14 protein-coding genes are annotated in these 17,522 nt (G+C 77.6%); 8 read left to right on the top strand and 6 right to left on the bottom strand.

The features are described from left to right. Positions 1 to 81 precede the first annotated feature (81 nt). Both BLS82_RS12510 and BLS82_RS12505 read left to right on the top strand, forming a co-directional pair. Entirely contained in the window at positions 82 to 1,941 is a 1,860-nt protein-coding gene (locus BLS82_RS12510; RefSeq protein WP_255378314.1) for a DEAD/DEAH box helicase, read from the top strand. Positions 1,942 to 2,019: 78 nt separating this feature from the next. After that, positions 2,020 to 3,000: a Rieske (2Fe-2S) protein gene (locus BLS82_RS12505; RefSeq protein ID WP_218123880.1), complete on the top strand. Its 981-nt coding sequence runs from the start codon at positions 2,020 to 2,022 to the stop codon at positions 2,998 to 3,000. Positions 3,001 to 3,022: 22 nt separating this feature from the next. On the opposite strand, the gene BLS82_RS12500 is transcribed toward BLS82_RS12505, so the two are convergent. The 3 genes from BLS82_RS12500 to BLS82_RS15795 all read right to left on the bottom strand — a co-directional run bounded on the left by BLS82_RS12500 (position 3,023) and on the right by BLS82_RS15795 (position 6,624). Next, positions 3,023 to 3,829 (bottom strand): RecB family exonuclease, encoded by an 807-nt coding sequence (locus BLS82_RS12500; RefSeq protein WP_092867002.1) that lies wholly within the window; start codon positions 3,827 to 3,829, stop codon positions 3,023 to 3,025. Positions 3,830 to 3,879: 50 nt separating this feature from the next. Then, the gene (locus BLS82_RS12495) at positions 3,880 to 4,749 is read right to left on the bottom strand and encodes a PHP domain-containing protein (protein ID WP_092866343.1); all 870 of its coding nucleotides are present in this window, start codon (positions 4,747 to 4,749) and stop codon (positions 3,880 to 3,882) included. Between the two features lie 69 nt (positions 4,750 to 4,818). Next, on the bottom strand, positions 4,819 to 6,624 hold the full coding sequence (locus tag BLS82_RS15795) for a lytic murein transglycosylase (RefSeq protein WP_176819084.1): 1,806 nt from the start codon (positions 6,622 to 6,624) through the stop codon (positions 4,819 to 4,821). A gap of 378 nt (positions 6,625 to 7,002) precedes the next feature. Here BLS82_RS15795 and BLS82_RS12485 point away from each other — a divergent pair, with 378 nt between their 5' ends. The 3 genes from BLS82_RS12485 (at position 7,003) to BLS82_RS12475 (ending at position 10,866) form a co-directional block, all read left to right on the top strand. After that, a complete protein-coding gene (locus BLS82_RS12485) occupies positions 7,003 to 8,715 on the top strand; it encodes a multicopper oxidase family protein (RefSeq protein ID WP_092866340.1) in 1,713 nt (570 codons plus the stop codon). Continuing rightward, on the top strand, positions 8,715 to 9,203 hold the full coding sequence (gene lepB / locus BLS82_RS12480) for a signal peptidase I (RefSeq protein WP_092866337.1): 489 nt from the start codon (positions 8,715 to 8,717) through the stop codon (positions 9,201 to 9,203). The genes BLS82_RS12485 and lepB overlap by 1 nt, the downstream gene beginning before the upstream one ends. Positions 9,204 to 9,306: 103 nt before the next feature. Then, positions 9,307 to 10,866 carry an aminopeptidase P family protein gene (locus BLS82_RS12475; RefSeq protein WP_092866334.1) on the top strand — a complete coding sequence of 520 codons (1,560 nt, stop codon included), beginning with the start codon at positions 9,307 to 9,309 and terminating at the stop codon, positions 10,864 to 10,866. A 24-nt stretch (positions 10,867 to 10,890) separates the two neighbouring features. Here BLS82_RS12475 and BLS82_RS12470 read toward each other — a convergent pair whose 3' ends face one another. The 3 genes from BLS82_RS12470 to BLS82_RS12460 all read right to left on the bottom strand — a co-directional run bounded on the left by BLS82_RS12470 (position 10,891) and on the right by BLS82_RS12460 (position 13,168). Further along, on the bottom strand, positions 10,891 to 11,520 hold the full coding sequence (locus tag BLS82_RS12470) for a YflT domain-containing protein (RefSeq protein ID WP_218123878.1): 630 nt from the start codon (positions 11,518 to 11,520) through the stop codon (positions 10,891 to 10,893). Between the two features lie 2 nt (positions 11,521 to 11,522). Next, positions 11,523 to 12,119 (bottom strand): Dps family protein, encoded by a 597-nt coding sequence (locus BLS82_RS12465; protein WP_092866331.1) that lies wholly within the window; start codon positions 12,117 to 12,119, stop codon positions 11,523 to 11,525. An 89-nt stretch (positions 12,120 to 12,208) separates the two neighbouring features. Then, a complete protein-coding gene (locus tag BLS82_RS12460) occupies positions 12,209 to 13,168 on the bottom strand; it encodes a PhzF family phenazine biosynthesis protein (protein ID WP_218123877.1) in 960 nt (319 codons plus the stop codon). A 284-nt stretch (positions 13,169 to 13,452) separates the two neighbouring features. Here BLS82_RS12460 and BLS82_RS12455 point away from each other — a divergent pair, with 284 nt between their 5' ends. Genes BLS82_RS12455 through BLS82_RS12445 form a run of 3 tightly spaced genes read left to right on the top strand, consistent with a single transcriptional unit; the run spans position 13,453 to position 17,485 of the window. Continuing rightward, the gene (locus tag BLS82_RS12455; protein ID WP_255378313.1) at positions 13,453 to 14,736 is read left to right on the top strand and encodes a magnesium transporter MgtE N-terminal domain-containing protein; all 1,284 of its coding nucleotides are present in this window, start codon (positions 13,453 to 13,455) and stop codon (positions 14,734 to 14,736) included. Continuing rightward, positions 14,729 to 15,484: a DUF1003 domain-containing protein gene (locus BLS82_RS16105; RefSeq protein WP_092866325.1), complete on the top strand. Its 756-nt coding sequence runs from the start codon at positions 14,729 to 14,731 to the stop codon at positions 15,482 to 15,484. The genes BLS82_RS12455 and BLS82_RS16105 overlap by 8 nt, the downstream gene beginning before the upstream one ends. 21 nt (positions 15,485 to 15,505) lie before the next feature. Further along, positions 15,506 to 17,485: an ATPase, T2SS/T4P/T4SS family gene (locus tag BLS82_RS12445; protein WP_092866996.1), complete on the top strand. Its 1,980-nt coding sequence runs from the start codon at positions 15,506 to 15,508 to the stop codon at positions 17,483 to 17,485. Positions 17,486 to 17,522 lie beyond the last annotated feature (37 nt).

Genomic DNA, 17,522 nt, shown 5'->3' with positions numbered 1-17,522 from the left:
GCGGAGCCCGCCGGCGAACGCCCGCCCCTGCGGCGCGGCGCCCGACGAGAGGCCCCCGCACTACGGACGTGAGGCGTCTGCGTGCCCGAGACCACCCCTGCCCCCACCACCGACACCGCCCGAGACACCACCCCCGCCGGCACCACCACCGGCACCACCCCGGAGCCCGCCCCGCTCGAGGACGAGCCGGCGCGCGACGCCGACGACCTGAGCGTGCCGGACCCGGCGCCGGGCGAGGCGGTGGAGCCCATCGCCGAGCGCACCTTCGCCGACTACGGCGTCCAGCCCGCGATCGTCGAGGCGCTGGCCGAGGCCGGCATCGTCCACCCCTTCCCCATCCAGGCGATGACGCTGCCGGTGGCGCTGACGGGGCACGACATCATCGGCCAGGCCAAGACCGGCACCGGCAAGACGCTGGGCTTCGGCATCCCCGTGCTCCAGCGCGCGGTCGGCCCCGGCGAGCCCGGGGAGGACCAGCTGCAGGCGCCGGGACGGCCGCAGGCGCTCGTCGTCGCGCCGACGCGCGAGCTCGCCGTGCAGGTGGCGCGCGACCTGGAGCGGGCCGCGGGCCGCCGCTCCGCGCGCGTGCTCACCGTCTACGGGGGCCGCGCGTACGAGCCCCAGGTCGAGGCGCTGCAGCGCGGCGTCGAGGTCGTCGTCGGCACCCCCGGGCGGCTGCTCGACCTCGCCCAGCAGGGCCACCTCAGCCTCGCGCACGCCCGGACCGTCGTCCTGGACGAGGCGGACGAGATGCTCGACCTCGGCTTCCTGCCGGACGTGGAGAAGCTGCTGTCGCTGACGCCCGCCGGCCGGCAGACCATGCTCTTCTCCGCGACCATGCCCGGCCCCGTCGTGGCCATGGCGCGCCGCTACATGACGCAGCCGACCCACATCCGCGCCGCCGACCCGGACGACGAGGGCGCGACCGTCAAGGCGATCACGCAGGTCGTCTACCGCGCCCACGCCCTCGACAAGGTGGAGGTGCTGGCGCGGATCATGCAGGCGCAGGGCCGCGGGCTGAGCATCGTGTTCGCCCGCACCAAGCGCACGGCCGCCAAGGTCGCGGACGAGCTCGTCGAGCGCGGCTTCGCCGCCGCCCCACTGCACGGGGACCTCGGCCAGGGAGCCCGCGAGCAGGCGCTGCGGGCCTTCCGCAACGGCAAGGTCGACATCCTCGTCGCCACGGACGTGGCAGCGCGCGGCATCGACGTCACCGACGTGACCCACGTGGTCAACTACCAGTGCCCCGAGGACGAGAAGACCTACCTGCACCGCATCGGGCGCACCGGGCGCGCGGGCGCGACGGGCACCGCGGTCACCTTCGTCGACTGGGACGACCTGCACCGCTGGGCGATGATCGACCGGGCCCTGGACCTCGGCATCCCGGAGCCGCAGGAGACCTACTCGACCTCCCCGCACCTGTACGACGAGCTGGGCATCCCGGCCGGCACCAAGGGCGTGCTGCCGCGGGGCGCGCGCACCCGCGCGGGCCTGGCGGCCGAGGCGGTCGAGGACCTCGGCGAGACCGGGCGCCGCGGCGCCGGGGCCTCGGGGGCCGCCGAGGGCCGCGGCCGCGGGCACCAGCGCCCCGGCGGGCGGGGGCACGGCGGCGAGCGCGCCGCGGACGCCGACAGCGAGCGGCCGCGCGAGCGCCGCCGCACCCGCGGCGGGCGCACGGCGGAGGAGCACGCCGCAGCGGCCGCCGTCCCGGGCGAGGACCGCGCTGCCGCCGCTGCCGCCGCCGTCGCCGCTGTCGCCGCGGACCGGCCGGGGGCTCCTGAGGGCCCGGGCGAGGGCGGGGCCGCGCGCCGGCGCAGGCGCCGCGGGGGCCGGGGCCGCTCCGGAGGTGCGGCGGGCGCCGGCAGCGGCCCCGCCGCCGCGGGCGGGGACGCCCCGAGCGCGGCGGCGCCGGCACCCGCGGGCGGGCCGGCGTCGGGCTGAGGTCCCGGGTCGCGCGGCCCGCGCGCGCGGGTCACGATCGGGAGGCCGCGCCGCCGGGCGCGGGATGGAGGAGGACCCGTGGACGCGACCGACCAGCCCACCGCGACCGCGGGGCGCCCGCTGCTGCAGCGGCTGTGGGACCTGCCCGTGCACGCCGCGTGGCTGGACCCCGTGGCGGTGCGGGCGGCCGACGTCGTGCACGCCGTGGAGCCCCGGTGGCTGGCCGACCTCCTGCACGGCTCCTGGCTGGGCCACCCGCTGCACCCGCTGCTCGCCCAGGGCACCGTCGGCCTGTGGTCCAGCGCCGCCGTGCTCGACGCGCTGCGCAGCGCCGGCCTCGTCCCCTCGGGCAGGCAGGACGGCGTGGACGCCGCCAGCACGGTGCTCGTGGCCGCCGGCACCGCGGCGGCGCTGCCGACCATCGCCGCGGGCTGGACCGACTACAGCGATCTGCACCGCGAGCAGCAGCGGATCGGCCTGGTCCACTCCAGCGCCAACTACACCGCGGGGGCGCTGTTCGCCGCGTCCCTGGTGGCCCGCCTGCGGGGCCGGCACGGGCGGGGACGGGTGCTCGGGCTCCTCGGCTTCGGCGTCTCGGGTCTCGGCGCCGCGCTCGGCACCCACCTGTCCTACCGCTGGGCCGCGGGCGCCAACCACGCCGAGGGCGTTCCGCACCGGGTGCCCTCCGGGTGGTACCGGGTCGCGCTCGTCGACGACCTCGTGGAGAGCACCCCGCGCCGCAGCGAGATCGGTGACGTGCCGGTCGTCGTGGTCCGGCGCGGGGACGACGTCCGCGTGCTGGCCGACACGTGCAGCCACCTCGCGGGGCCCCTGAGCCAGGGCAGCGTCTCCGTCGAGCGCGGCGAGGCGTGCATCACCTGCCCCTGGCACGGCAGCACCTTCCGCCTCTCGGACGGCGGCGTCGTGCACGGGCCGGCCACGGCGTCCCAGCCGACGTTCCAGGTGCGCGTGGACGGTCGGCGCCAGGTGCTGGCGCGGCTGCGCCCCGTCCGGGGCGTGCCCGTCCCGCCGCCGGCCGCCACCGTCGTCGCCGACTGAGGCGCCGGCGCGGCCGGGCCGGTCAGGGCTCCAGCGCCGCCCAGGGCTTCGCCGCGGGCCCGGTCGCCCGGCCCGCCGGGCAGGAGGCGCGCAGGTCGCACCACGCGCACAGCCGCGAGGGGGTGGCCGGGAACGCGGCGTCGGGGTCGGCGCCGGCCGCGACGGCGTCCTGCGCGCGCACGGCGTCGCGGGCGAGGGACTCCGCCTCGGTGACCTTGCGCGCCACGGACGCCTCGTCGTGCTCGGCCACCGCGCGGGTGCCGCTGGGCAGGTGGTGCAGCTCCACGCGCCGGCACCGCGTGCGCAGGGTGCGCCCGGCGGCCAGGGCGTACAGGGCCAGGGCGAGGGAGGAGCGCGCATCGGCGTCCTCGGGGGCGCGGCGACCGAGCTTGTAGTCGACGACGACCAGCTCGTCCCCGCGCCGGTCCAGGCGGTCCACGCGGCCGGAGACGGCCAGCACCGCGGTGCGGGTGGCGACGGTGCGCTCCACCCCCACCGGCTCCTGGTGCGGGTCCAGCGCGGCGGTGTAGGCGGCCACGGACCGCTCGGCGCGTCCGCGGTGCTCGGCGGACTGCTCCTCGTCGCGGAAGCCCGCGCTCGACCACACGCCGCGCACGAGGCGGACGGCGGCGGCCGGCGTCCGGCCCGCCGGCGGCTCGGACCACCAGCGCGCCAGCGCCAGGTGGACGGCAGCGCCCATGCTGGTGTGGGCGAACGCGGGGCCCCTGGGCGGGGAGGGGCGGTCCAGGTACGTCATCCGGTACCGGCGCGGGCAGGCCAGGTACGCGGTCAGCTTGCTGGGCGTGCAGGAGAACAGGCGGGCGGGCATGCCGGGCAGCTGCTCCTGCGCGGCCGGCGCCCCGGCGCGCGCGGCGCCGCTCACGGGAGGACCAGCTCCGCCCCCGCGACCGGGGCGCCCGTGCCCTCGGCCAGCACGCGCTCGAACGCCTCGCGGCTCGTGGTGTGCTCGCCGAGGCGGTTCGCCTTGCCCGTGCCGTGGTAGTCGCTCGAGCCCGTCGTGAGCAGGCCGGAGGCGGCGGCGAAGTCCCTCAGCCGGGCGCGCGCGGCCTCGTCGTGGTCGCGGTGGTCCACCTCCACGCCCGCCATCCCGGCCGCCGCCATCTCCTCGAGCAGCTCCTCGGAGAGCACGCGGCCGCGCGCGCTGGCGAGGGCGTGGGCGATGACCGGCACGCCGCCGGCGGCGCGCACCAGCCGCACCGCGTCGACCGGGTGCGGGGCGCCGAGCCGCAGCACGTACGGCGAGCCGTCGGCCAGCAGGCTGGCGAACGCCTCGTCGCGGGAGCGGACGACGCCCGCGGCCACCAGCGCGTCGGCGACGTGGGGGCGACCGACCACGGCCCCGGACGCCGCCCGCGCCAGCACGTCGTCCCAGGTGATCGGGAAGTCCTCGGAGAGCAGCTCCGTCATGCGCCGCGCCCGGTCGAGCCGCCCCTCGCGGGAGGCGGCGAGCGCCGCGGCCAGCGGCTCGTGCGCGGGGTCGTGCAGCAGGCTCAGCAGGTGCACCGTCACCCCGCCGCGGGCGCCGGCGCGGCAGGTGACCTCGGCGCCGGGGACGAGCAGGACGCCGGAGCGCTCGGCCTGCGCGGCGGCGGCGGCCCAGCCCGCGGTGGTGTCGTGGTCGGTGATCGCCAGGACCCGCACCCCGGCCTCCGCCGCGGCGGCGACGAGCCCGGCCGGGGTGTCCGTGCCGTCGGAGGCGGTGGAGTGGGTGTGCAGGTCGATGAGCACGCCGTCAGGGTAGGGGCAGCGGGGGCCGGCGTCCGGGCGTCGTCCACCGCCGCGCCGGGCCGCGCGCGGCTACGCGCCGGCGGGCAGCGCGGACGGGCTCGGGCCCGGCAGCAGGCCCTCCGTGGCGCCGCAGGCGGCCAGCTCGCCCTGCGCGAGGGCCGCCTCGACCGCGGCGGCGACGCGGGCGGCCAGCTCCTCGTCCGTCTCCTCGGCTGCGGCGGGCTCCGGCAGCTGCTCGGGGTCGACGAAGACCGCCCCGGCGGCGTCCTCGCAGACCGACGGCGCCGGCGACGGCTCCACGGCTCCCGTCGCCGTCTCGCTCGGCGTCTCCGTGGGCGTCGCCGTCTCCGTGGGCGTCTCGGTCGGCGTCTCGGTCGGCGCCGCCGTCTCGGTCGGCGCCGCCGTCGGCGTCTCGGTGGGCGTCGCCGTCTCCGTGGGCGTCGCCGTCGGCGTCTCGGTGGGCGTCGCCGTCTCGGTGGGCGTCCCCGTCGGCGTCTGCGAGGGCGTCTCCGTCGGCGTGACGGAGGCGGACGGGTCCGCGGTCTGGTCGCTCGGGGTGCCGGTGGGGGTGCCGGTCGGCTCGGCCGCGGTCTCCTCGGGCAGCGGCACCGGCGCGACCGGGCCGGCGGTGGTGGGGGTCTCCGCGGTCGACGGGCCCGCGGTCGACGGAGCCGGATCGGTCGAGGGGCCCGGGCCGGCCGGGGGCTCGGCGCCGGTCGGTGACGCCTCCGCCGGGGCGGGAGGCGTCGACACGGGCCCGGTCCCCGTCGGCAGGGGCGGCAGAGGTGGCAGGGGCGGCAGAGGTGGCAGGGGCGGCAGAGGTGGCACGGATGGCGCGGATGGCGCGGGCGCGGCGGAGGTGGCCGCGAGCACCGGGGACGACGCGCGCGGGGACGACGCGCGCGGGGAGGGCGCCACGGACCCGGCCGCGCCCGGCACGACCTCGGCGCCGTCGCGGTAGGCCGCTCCCCGCGCCAGCACGGTCTGCCCGTACGGGACCGAGCGGTTGTAGCGCATCAGCGCCGCGGCCTGCCCGGCCGCCGTGCTCAGGTCCGCTGCCCCGGCGCACAGGTACCGACCCGCGGACAGCGCCGCGTCGTCGACGTCGTGCGGGTCGGCGCTGCCGTCCCCGTCGGCGTCGGCCCCCCAGCCCGCCCAGGTGCCGGGGAGGAACTGCATCGGGCCGACCGCGCGGTCGAAGAGGGCGTCGCCGTCCAGGCGGCCGGAGTCGCTGTCGGAGATGCGCGCCGTGCCCGCCAGGGAGCCGTCGAGGCGCGGACCGAGGATCTGCCCGCGGGTGCGCCCCTGCTCGTCCACCCGCCCGCCGCTGGCGTGCCCGGACTCGACCTCGCCGACGCCGGCCAGGAGCCACCACGGCAGCCCGCAGCCCGGGTCGTCGGCCCGCAGGCGCTCCTCGGCCTCCCGGTACGCCGCGAGGACGCGACCGGGCACTCCGGCGCCGCCGGCCGCGACGGTCGAGGTCGCGGCCGCGGTCGCAGCGGAGGCCGCGGTGGGCGTGCCGGAGGTGGCGGAGAGCTCGGACGCCGCAGCGGCGGCCACGGCACCGGTGCTCAGGGGCGCCGGCTCCGGCCACCACCCCCGCGCCCGCTGGTCGTCCGCGGCCGCGGGGCGAGCGCCCGCAGCGGAGATCGCAGGCGAGGCCGCCGCGCCGCGCGCGTCCGGCGCGGCGCCCTCCTGCGCGCCCGCACCGCCGAGGGCGGGCCCGGCCGAGACGGCGACGAGGGCGACCGCCAGGGCCACGGGCGCCGCCTTCTCCAGGCGCACGGGCGCGCGCTCGCCGACGGCGCGGGTCGGCCAGGGACGACGGGGAGCGCGGCGCCGCCGTGCGCGGCGGGCCTTCGGGGAGTGAGCCATGTCCCGCTCACGATGACCCGAGGGTGACCGGGGCACAACACGGCTCTCGGAACACGGCGTGTCGCTCGGCGTGTCGGCCGACCCACCGGGATCAGAGGTGACGCTCGGTGGTCGCCCGCCGCGGCGGCACGCCCCCCGGTGGACCGGGGGGCGGGCTCCCCCCAGGGGAAGAGCCCCCTCCTCCTCCCCCCGGGGATTGACTCCCCTGCGCGCTGACCCGACCTTCGCTGGGTAACGCGCCGTCGCGCATCCCGCACCCCGCACCCCGCACGGCGAGACCGGCCCGGTCGCAGGAGACCGGCCGCACCCGCCCCACCGCCCGGTGGCGGCGGACCCGAAGACCCGCAGCTCGGGCGCACCGAGCCCGGAGAGGACCCCATGAGCCTGAAGCGACGCGACCTCCTCAAGCTCGGAGGGGTCGCGGGCCTCGGTGGCGCCGCCGTCCTCGCGGTGCCGCCGAGGGCCGTGTCGGCGACGTCGGTCAGCAGCCTGCCGCCGGCGAGCTTCCCCGAGCGCTACGCCGTCGACCTCGCGCTCCCTCCGGTGCGCTCGGGGTCGAGCGTGTCGCTGACCGCCCGCGCCGGCACCGCTCAGGTCCTGCCCGGCGGCCTCGGGACGCCCGTGCAGGGCTACGACGGCGGGTTCCCCGGCCCCACGCTCGAGGTCGAGCGCGGGAAGGCCTCCAGCGTCGAGCTGCGCAACCACCTGCCCCTGACCGGGCCGTTCGGCGGGCCGAACGAGCTGTCCCTGCACCTGCACGGCTCGGCGAGCCTGCCCGAGTTCGACGGGTACGCCTCGGACGTCGTCCGCGTGGGGCAGAAGAAGACGTACCAGTACCCGAACCACCAGCACGCGCGCACCCTGTGGTACCACGACCACGGCATGCACTGGACGGCCCAGAACGTCTACTCGGGCCTGCTCGGGCTGTACGTCGTCCACGACGACGAGGAGCGCGCGCTGCTGCCCCAGGGGGAGTTCGACGTCCCGCTGCTGGTCTCCGACGCCGTCTTCGCCGCCGACGGGTCCCTGGTGCTGGACGACAACGACCACTCGGGCCTGTGGGGCGACGTCATCCTCGTCAACGGCCGGCCGTGGCCGAGGATGACGGTGAAGCGGCGCACCTACCGCTTCCGGATCCTCGACTGCTCCATCGCCCGCTCCTACACCTGGTGCCTGAGCCATGCGGCGCTGCAGCTGCAGGTCGTCGCCACCGACGGGGGCCTGGTGCCCACGGGCACGGGCGTGACCTCCCTGCGCCACGGCGGCGCCGAGCGGTACGAGGTGGTGGTCGACTTCTCCAAGCTGCCGGCGGACGTGACGTCGGTCGAGCTGCTCAACGGCAGCAACGCCAACAACGTCGACTACGACTTCACGGACAGGGTGATGCGCTTCGACGTCTCCGACGAGCCCGTCGACACCACCGACCCGACCTGGAACGCGGACTACGTGGGCTCGACGCTGGGCACCAGCCACCCGGTGATGGCCCTGCCCACCAGCGGCGGCTACCTGCGCCGCAGCTTCCGGGTCGAGCGCGAGGGGGGAGTCTGGACCTTCGGCGGGGACACCTGGCAGGACGTCGTGGACTCCGGGTACCGCAAGACGATCGCGGACGTGGAGAGCGGCGCCACCGAGGTCTGGAGCATCGAGAACAGGTCCGGGGGGTGGTTCCACCCCGTGCACCTGCACCTCGTCGACTTCCGCATCATCGGCCGCACCGGCGGCGCCGGGCGGGTCTTCGACCACGAGCAGGGACCCAAGGACGTCGTCTACGTCGGTGAGGGCGAGACGGTGGACCTGCTGATCAGGTTCGACCCCTCACCGGGCTCGGTCGGCGGCCACTACATGGCTCACTGCCACAACCTGCCCCACGAGGACCACGACATGATGGCCCAGTTCTCGGTGGGCGAGAGGGACGTGGACGCCAGCCCCCACCACCCGGTCAGGGCCGCGCCCGCCGTGGACGACGACGGCTACACCGGGCCCCGCCCGGCCGCGGCCGGCACGACGCCCGCGCCGGCGGCGGACCCCTCGACCGGCACGACCGGCACGAGCAGCACGGCGGCGGCCACGGAAGCCGCGGTCCACCACTGATGGGCGTCGTCCACGTCGGGCTCGCCGCCGTCCTCGCCGTGCTCGTGGTCCTCGGCCTGCGCGCCCAGGTCGCCGAGCCCGTGCGGGTGGTGGGCGACAGCATGAGCCCGACGCTGGACCCCGGCGACGTCGTCCTCGTGGACAAGCGGGGCGAGTGCTGCGAGCGCGGTGACCTCGTCGCGTTCACCTCCCCCCGGGACGGCGCGCTGACGGTCAAGCGCGTCGCCGGCACCTCCGGGGACGTCGTCGCCATCGAGGGCGGCGTCCTGGTCGTCGACGGCGAGCGGGTGCGGGAGCCCTACGTCGACCCCGAGTCCGTCGACGCCCTCTACTACGGCCCCGTCACCGTGCCCCCCGGCTCGCTGCTCGTGCTGGGCGACGCGCGCGGGGAGTCGATCGACTCCAGGGACCACGGCCCCGTGCCGGCGTCGTCCGTGACCGGACGCGTCGCCCTGGGCCTGTGGCCCCCGTCCTGGTCAGCCGGCTGAGCGCTGGACGACCGACGCGGACCGGCGCACCGCCCACCCGCGTCGGTCGCCGCCGGCCCCGGTGTCGGGGCCCGGTGTCGGGGCCCGGTGGCAGGATCGGTGCATGAGCGAGACCACCAGCGCGCCGGAGACCGTGGACCGCCCGCTGTCGCAGGACGGCGCGCAGCCAGCGGCGGACCGGGGGTCGAACCGCAGCCAGCGGCCCACGTCGGAGGCCTTCCGCGCCTTCATCGCCGGGGGCTGGGGCCCGCGCCCGCCGGCGCCCGCCCCCTCCCCCGCCGCCCCGTGGGCGGCGGCGCGGCGCGCCCGGGTCAGCGCGCTCTTCCCCGGCGACCGGCTGGTGCTGCCCGCCGGGCCGCTGAAGGTGCGCAGCAACGACACGGACTACCGCTTCCGGCCGCACTCCGCCTTCGCGCACCTGACGGGCCTCGGGGAGGATCGCGAGCCGGACGCCGTCCTCGTCCTCGAGCCGCGACCGGACGCGGACGGCGGCGGGCACGAGGCGGTGCTGTGGTTCCGCCCGCGCGCCGAGCGCGACACCGAGGAGTTCTGGGCCGACGCCCGCTACGGGGAGTTCTGGGTCGGGGTGCGCCCGAGCCTGCAGGACGTCGAGACCGAGCTCGGCCTGGGCTGCCGCTCCGTCGAGCAGCTGCCCGACGCGCTGGCGCAGGGGCTGGCGCGCTCGGGCGAGGACGGCCTGCGGCTGCGCGTCGTCCACGGCGCCGACCCGGCGGTCGACGCGCTCGCCGCGCAGGCGCGCGAGGCCGCGGGCCTCGACGGGGCGTCGGCCACCGCGCACGACGACGCGCTGACCGAGGCACTCAGCGAGCTGCGCCTCGTCAAGGACGACTTCGAGGTCGAGCAGATGCGCGCCGCGGTGGCCGCCACGGCGGCGGGGTTCGACGCCGTGGTGCGCGCCCTGCCGGCGGCGCTGGGGCACCCGCGCGGCGAGCGCGTCGTGGAGACGGCCTTCGAGGGCCTCGCGCGCCGGGAGGGCAACGGCGTGGGGTACGAGACCATCGCCGCCGCCGGGGCGCACGCGTGCACCCTGCACTGGATCCGCAACGACGGGCCGGTGCGCGAGGGCGAGCTCGTGCTCGTCGACGCCGGGGTGGAGGTGCCCTCGCTCTACACCGCGGACATCACGCGCACGCTGCCGGTATCCGGCCGCTTCACCGACGTCCAGCGGCACGTCTACCAGGCGGTGCTGGACGCCGCCGACGCCGCGTTCGCGGTGGCACGCCCGGGCTCGCGGTTCCGCGACCTGCACGTGGCGGCCATGGAGGTCATCGCCGCGCGCCTGGAGCAGTGGGACCTGCTGCCCGTTCGCGCCGAGGAGTCCCTGGACCCGCAGACCGGCGGGCAGCACCGCCGGTGGATGGTGCACGGCACGTCGCACCACCTGGGCATCGACGTGCACGACTGCGCGCAGGCGCGCCGCGAGATGTACCTGGACGCCGAGCTCGTGCCCGGCATGGTCTTCACCATCGAGCCCGGCCTGTACTTCAAGGCCGACGACCTGCTGGTGCCGGCCGAGCTGCGCGGCATCGGCGTGCGCATCGAGGACGACGTGCTCGTCACGCAGGACGGCTGCGAGAACCTCAGCGCGGCGCTGCCCCGGCGCCCCGAGGACGTCGAGGCGTGGATGGCGTCGCTGGCCTGACCGGCGCGACGCCGGCCCTGAAGCTCAGCCCTGCGGGGGCTGGCCGTAGGGCGGCTGGCCGTAGGGCGGCTGCCCGTACGGGGGCTGCTGGCCGTAGCCCGGCTGCTGTCCGTACGGCGGCTGCGGCGGGGCGGGCGGCTGGTGCGCCTGCGGCAGGGGCCGCACGCCCTCGAGGCCGGAGAGCAGCTGGCGGGCCCGACCGGCCTCCGCGTCGGCGACCATCACCGAGTAGCGGCTCGCCAGGACGGCGCTGACGGAGCTGAAGTCGCGGCGTCCGCGCGTGAGGGCGTAGGAGATGACGCCGAAGAGGATGCCGAAGCCGGCGCCGAAGAGCACCGCCGAGAAGACGATCTGCCCCGTGCCCACGGGGCCGCCGAAGAGCGAGAGCAGCAGCCCCACGAACAGGCCGAACCACGCGCCGGACGCGGCACCGGCCAGCGCCACCCGGGGGTAGCTGAGCCGGCCGGTGACGCGCTCGACGCTGCGCAGGTCCGAGCCGATGATGCTCACCTGCTGCACGGGGAAGCCCTGGTCCGACAGGTGGTCGACCGCCCGCTGCGCCTCCAGGTAGGTGGCGTACGCCGCCACCTCGGTGCCGGAGGGCAGCGAGCGGATGCCGGCGCGGGCGGCGGCCAGCGGGTTGGTGCCCGCCACGGTCAGACCGACTCGCCGGCGCCGGCCTCGGCCTGCGTGGCGGCCTCGCGCTCGGAGGTCGCGCCGGCGGTGGACAGCTCGCCGCCCGCGTTCTCCAGGTGCGCGCGCGCGAACCAGTGGAACAGCTCCAGCTGGCCGCTCTGGCTGGTCAGGAGGTCCTCGGTGACCGGGTCGAGATCCCCGACCTCCCCGGCGACGGTGCGGTGGTCGCTGATGACGCCGCTGTAGACGAGGTCCAGCGCGCCCAGGTGCTCGATGGCGCCGGCGCGGCCGAGGGAGTAGTCGTCCCAGCTGCGGCCCTTCACCAGGGCGCCCGGCACGCCGACCGGCGAGCCACCGAGGGTGGCGATGCGCTCGGCGACCTGGTCGGCGAACTCGCGGACGGCGTCCACCTGCGGGTCGAGCATCTCGTGCACCGCGATGAAGTGCGGGCCGACGACGTTCCAGTGCACGTGCTTGAGGGTCAGGTGCAGGTCGGTCAGCGCGTACAGCCTGCCCTGGAGGATCTCGGCGACCCTGGCGCCGTCGTCCGCCGCCATGCCCGGCACGGAGTAGGAGGCGCTGGCGGCGCGCGGCAGGGTCGGGGTGCTCTCAGACATGGCGTCCACCGTAGGGCGCCGCAGGCGCCGCCGCGCGGCGAGGCGGCCCGGCCGCGCCCCTGGTCAGCGGCCCTGGTCAGCGCCTCTGGTCAGCGCCCGTGCGAGGCGGGCGGGACGGCGATCCGGCCGGAGCTGACCGGGACGACCGCGCCCTGCACGGAGACCTCCGCGGCCCGGCCTCCCGCGGCGCGCACCCGCACCTCCAGGCGGGAGGGACGCCCCATCTCGACCCCCTGGGTGACGACCAGCTCGCTCGTGCCCTCCCCCGGCAGCAGGCCGGCGGCGACGGCGGAGACGCCGAGGCCCAGCGCCGCGGAGCCGGTCGCGGGGTCCTCGGCCACGCCGATCCCGGTGCCGAGCATGCGCACGCGCGCGGACCACCGGCCAGACCCGTCCGGTCCGCCCCACGCGACGGCGAGGAGGCCCGCGAGCGGGGCGGTGCCGGTGAGCGGCACGCGGTGCGGCAGCCGCTCGAGCGCGCCGGCGTCCGGGCGCAGGGCCGCGAGCGCGCCGGGCCGCACGAACAGGTGCGCCTGGTCCACGCCCGTGCCGGCGACGGCGGCGGCGCGGCCGGGCAGCTGCGGGTCCAGGTCCGCGGGCTCCAGCCCGAGCGCCGCCAGCAGCGGCGCGGGGTCGACGTCCCCGCGCTGCGCCGGCGCACCGCCGGTCAGCCGCACCGGGCCGCCGTCCGCGGAGACCTCCAGCGGCAGGTCGCCGGCGCCGCAGGCCTGCACCGCGCGCCCGGGCGCGAGGGCACCGCGGCGGGCCAGCAGCCAGGCCGTGCCCACCGAGGGGTGGCCGGCGAAGGGCAGCTCGGTGCCGGGCGTGAAGATGCGCAGCCGGTAGTGCGCGCCGCGAGCCCGCTCGGCGGCCGTCGGCGCCATCGGGAAGGCGGTCTCGGAGAGGTTGAACTCCGCGGCGAGGGCCTGCAGCTGGCCCGTCGCGAGGTCGTCGGCGCCGAGCACCACCGCCAGCGGGTTGCCCGCGAAGGGCCGGTCGGTGAAGACGTCGACGACCTCGAACTCCAGCGACGGCGGCTGCTCGGGCACGCCGGCACGCTACCGGCGCCGCGAGGGCCACTGGGGCGCCCCCGTGCCCGTCCTCGATGCGCACAGGGCGCCCCCGTGCCCGTCCTCGATGCGCACAGGGCGCCCCCGTGCCCGTCCTCGATGCGCACAGGGCGCCCCCGTGCCCACAGCGGACGGGCACGGATCCGCCCAGCGGAGCGCTCGGACGGCCCGCCGGTCGGTCCGCTGGGCGGCCCGCCGGTCGGTCCGCTGGGCGGTCGCCTCGAGCCTCCTCGCCGGCGGCGCGCGCCGACTACCCTCCCAGCGTGAGCGGCGCACCGTCTCGGGTCTTCGTCGCGCGCCTGGCCGGGCTCCCGGTCTTCGACCCGATCGGCGACCCGGTCGGCAGGTTGCGCGACGTCGTCGTCATCCCCCGCGACCGCCGCCGCCCGCGGGCCGTGGGCCTCGTGGTCGAGGTCCCCGGCCGCCGCCGCATCTTCATTCCCATGACCCGCGTGACCAGCATGGACGCCGGCCAGGTGATCACCACGGGCCTGCTCAACATGCGCCGCTTCGAGCAGCGGCCGGCCGAGGTGCTCGTGCTCACCGAGCTGCTCGACCGCACCGTGCGCCTCGTGGGCCCTGCGGCGCCCGAGGACGGCGACCCCACCGCGGTCGTCGAGGACGTCGCCCTCGAGCAGCAGCGCAACCGCGACTGGGAGCTCACCCGCGTCTTCGTGCGCCGCGGCGTGCGGCGCAGCGGCCTGGGCCGGCGCCGCGGGGCGACGGCGCTCGTGGACTACCACGACGTGGCGGGCCTGTTCGGGGACCAGCCGGAGCAGAGCGCCGTGCTGCTCGCGGCGTCCCTGGAGGAGATGAAGGCCGCCGACATCGCCGACGTGCTGCGCGAGATGTCCGGCAAGCGGCGGGTGGAGCTGTCGACCGAGCTGGACGACGAGCGCCTGGCCGACGTCCTGCAGGAGCTGACCGCCGACGACCAGGTGCAGATCCTCTCCGCGCTCGGGCGCGAGCGCGCCGCCGACGTCCTGGAGGCCATGGAGCCGGACGATGCCGCGGACCTGCTCGGCGCGCTGTCCGAGGACCAGCAGGAGCAGTTCCTGCGCCTGATGGAGCCGGAGGAGGCGCGCGACGTGCGCCGCCTGCTGGCCTACGAGGACGACACCGCCGGCGGCCTGATGACCACCGAGCCGGTCGTGCTGCCCCCGGAGGCCACGGTCGCGCAGGCGCTGGCCACCGTGCGCAAGGCCGAGCTGTCGCCCACGGTCGCCTCCACCGTCTACGTGTGCCGGCCCCCGACCGAGACCCCGACGGGGCGCCTGCTGGGAGCCGTCCACATCCAGCGGCTGCTGCGCGAGGCGCCGCACGAGGCCATCGGTGGCCTGCTCGACACCGACCTCGAGCCGCTCGCCGTCGACGCCCCGCTGGACGCCGTCACGCGCCGCCTGGCGACGTACGACCTCGTCTCCCTGCCCGTCACGGACCCGGACGGCCGCCTGCTCGGCGCCGTGACGGTGGACGACGTCCTGGACCACATCCTCCCGGAGGACTGGCGGGAGCAGCACGACTCCCCGGGGGTGAGCGGTGGCTGAGGACCGGTACGGCGCCGGCGAGGCGCAGCGGCGCCGCGACGCCCTCGACACGCCCCTGGAGGCGCGGGGCTCCCTGGTGCGCCGCCCCCGCGTGGACCCGGAGGCCTTCGGCCGCCTCTCCGAGGGCTTCGCGCGGTTCATGGGCACGCCGCGCTTCCTGCTGTACATGACGGCGTTCGTCCTCGTGTGGCTGGCGTGGAACACCTTCGCGCCGGAGGACCGGCAGTTCGACCCCGAGGCGCTGAACTACACGCTGCTGACGCTGCTGCTGTCGCTGCAGGCCTCCTACGCGGCGCCGCTGATCCTGCTGGCGCAGAACCGGCAGGACGACCGCGACCGCGTGGCCCTCGAGCAGGACCGCCAGCGCGCCGAGCGCAACCTGGTCGACACCGAGTACCTCGCCCGCGAGGTCGCCGCCCTGCGCATCGCCCTCGGCGAGGTCGCCACCCGCGACTTCGTGCGCTCGGAGCTGCGGGCGCTCCTGGAGGAGCTCGAGGACGCCCGCGGCGGCCACGACGCCCGCGACGGCCGGGAGGGGCGCGACGCCCGCGACGGCCGGGAGGGGCGCGACGCCCGCGACGGCCGGGAGGGGCGCGACGCCCGCGAGGGCGGCTCCCGCGAGCGCCGCGACGCGCGCGAGGCCCGCGAGGGCGGGCGCCACCGGGACGCGTCCCCGCTGCGGGAGGGGCCGCGTCGGGGCGGGCGCGTGGCAGCTCGCCCGTCCTCGGCGCTTCACCCGGACGGCTGACGTGCCGATGCGGGTCGGGTGATGCCTTCCCAGCCCGCGGCGCCGTGGGGCGGTTCCCCACCGGCGGCCCCGCTCGGCGCGCTGCCCGCCCAGGCCGGGCCGACCTCGCTGCAGCACCTGCAGCGCCGCCGCCTGGGCGACCTCCTCGTCGACGCGGGCGTGCTCAGCGCCGAGCAGCTGGACCGCGTCCTGACCGCGCAGCAGACCGCGCCCGGCCCCCGCAGGCGCCTGGGCGAGCTCGTGGTGCAGATGGGGCTGACCGACGAGCGCGGCATCGCCGTCGCGCTCGCGGACCAGCTCGGGCTCGGCGTCCTCGACCTGCACCGCACCGCCCCGGCACCGGACGTCGTGCGGCTGCTGCCGCAGTCCGTCGCCGACCGCAGCCGCGTCCTCGTCGTCGACCGCACCCCCACGGGCCTGGTCGTCGCGGTCGCGGACCCGACCAACGTGCTCGCCCTCGACGACGTGAAGCTGCACACCGGCGCCCAGGAGCTCACGGTCCTCGTCGCCCCGGAGAGCCAGATCCGCGAGCACCTGGTGCGCGCGTGGTCCCTGGGCCAGGACGGCGGCGCGACCGCCGTGCTCGCGGCGGCCGACGACGGCGAGGACGGCCCCGGCGCGCGCGGCGGCGGCCTCGCCGGGGACGGCGCCGACGAGAGCGACCCCGTCGTCCAGCTCGTGAACCGGGTGCTCGCGGACGCCGTGCGCCTCGGCGCCTCCGACATCCACGTCGAGACCCAGCGCGAGGCCCTGCGGGTGCGCTACCGCGTCGACGGGCTCCTGCGCGACGTCCTGACGACCTCGCCGCGGGCCGCGGGCACCGTCGTGAGCCGCCTGAAGATCATCTCCGGGCTGGACATCGCCGAGCGCCGCGTGCCGCAGGACGGCCGCGCCCGCATCACCGTGGACGGCGCCCCGGTCGACTGCCGCGTCTCGACCCTGCCCGCCCTGCACGGGGAGAAGGTCGTCGTGCGCCTGCTCACCCGCGGGGACGACGTGCCGCCGCTGAAGCGCCTCGGCTTCGAGCCCGCGCAGCTGGCGGCGTTCCGGCGGGCGCTGGCCCTGCCGCAGGGCCTGGTCCTCATCACCGGCCCCACCGGGTCGGGCAAGACCGCGACGCTGTACTCGGCGCTGGCGGAGGTGCTCAGCCCCGAGCGCAACATCGTCACCCTGGAGGACCCGGTCGAGGTGCAGCTGCCCGGCATCACGCAGGTGCAGGTGAACCCGCGCACCGGCATGACGTTCCAGGCGGGGCTGCGCTCGGTGCTGCGCCAGGACCCCGACATCGTCCTCGTCGGCGAGGTGCGCGACGCCGAGACGGCCGAGCTGGCCCTGAAGGCCTCCCTCACCGGCCACCTGGTGCTGACCACCCTGCACACCAACTCGGCCGTCGCGGCGCTGACCCGCCTGGTCGACATGGGCACCCAGCCGTTCCTCGTCGCCTCCTCCCTGACCGCCTCGGTCGCCCAGCGCCTCGTGCGCCGACCGTGCTCCGCCTGCGCGGAGCCGTACGCGCCGGACGAGTCCGTGCTCGGCGTCCTCGGCCTGAGCGCGCGCGACCTCCTCGGCGCCACCCCGCGCCGCGGCACCGGCTGCCCCGACTGCGGCGGCACCGGCTACCGGGGCCGCACGGCGGTCTACGAGGTGCTCGAGGTCGACACCGCGGTGCGCTCGGTGCTGCTGAAGGACCCCAGCGAGGCCGCGGTGGGGGCCACCGCGCGCACGCGCGGCATGACGACCCTGCGCGCGTCCGCGGTGGAGAAGGCGCGCCGGGGCGAGACGACGTTCGAGGAGGCCGTGCGCGTGACGGCCCAGGACGCCTCCGCGGGCGCCGGGCACGGCTCCGGCCGCGCGTGCCCCTCGTGCGAGCGGCCCGTCACCCCCGGCATGCTCGCGTGCCCGTGGTGCGCGGTGGACCTCGCGTCCGGCGCCTGCCGCAGCTGCTCGCGGCCCCTGGAGGAGGACTGGCGCGTCTGCCCCTGGTGCCGCACCCCCGCGTGACCGGTGCACGCGCCAGCACCCGCACGCGCCCGAGGTC

The organism is Quadrisphaera sp. DSM 44207, assembly GCF_900101335.1.
Lineage (GTDB): Bacteria > Actinomycetota > Actinomycetes > Actinomycetales > Quadrisphaeraceae > DSM-44207.
Note: the sequence above shows the minus strand (reverse complement) of the source record. Positions and strands in the feature narration are given on the sequence as shown.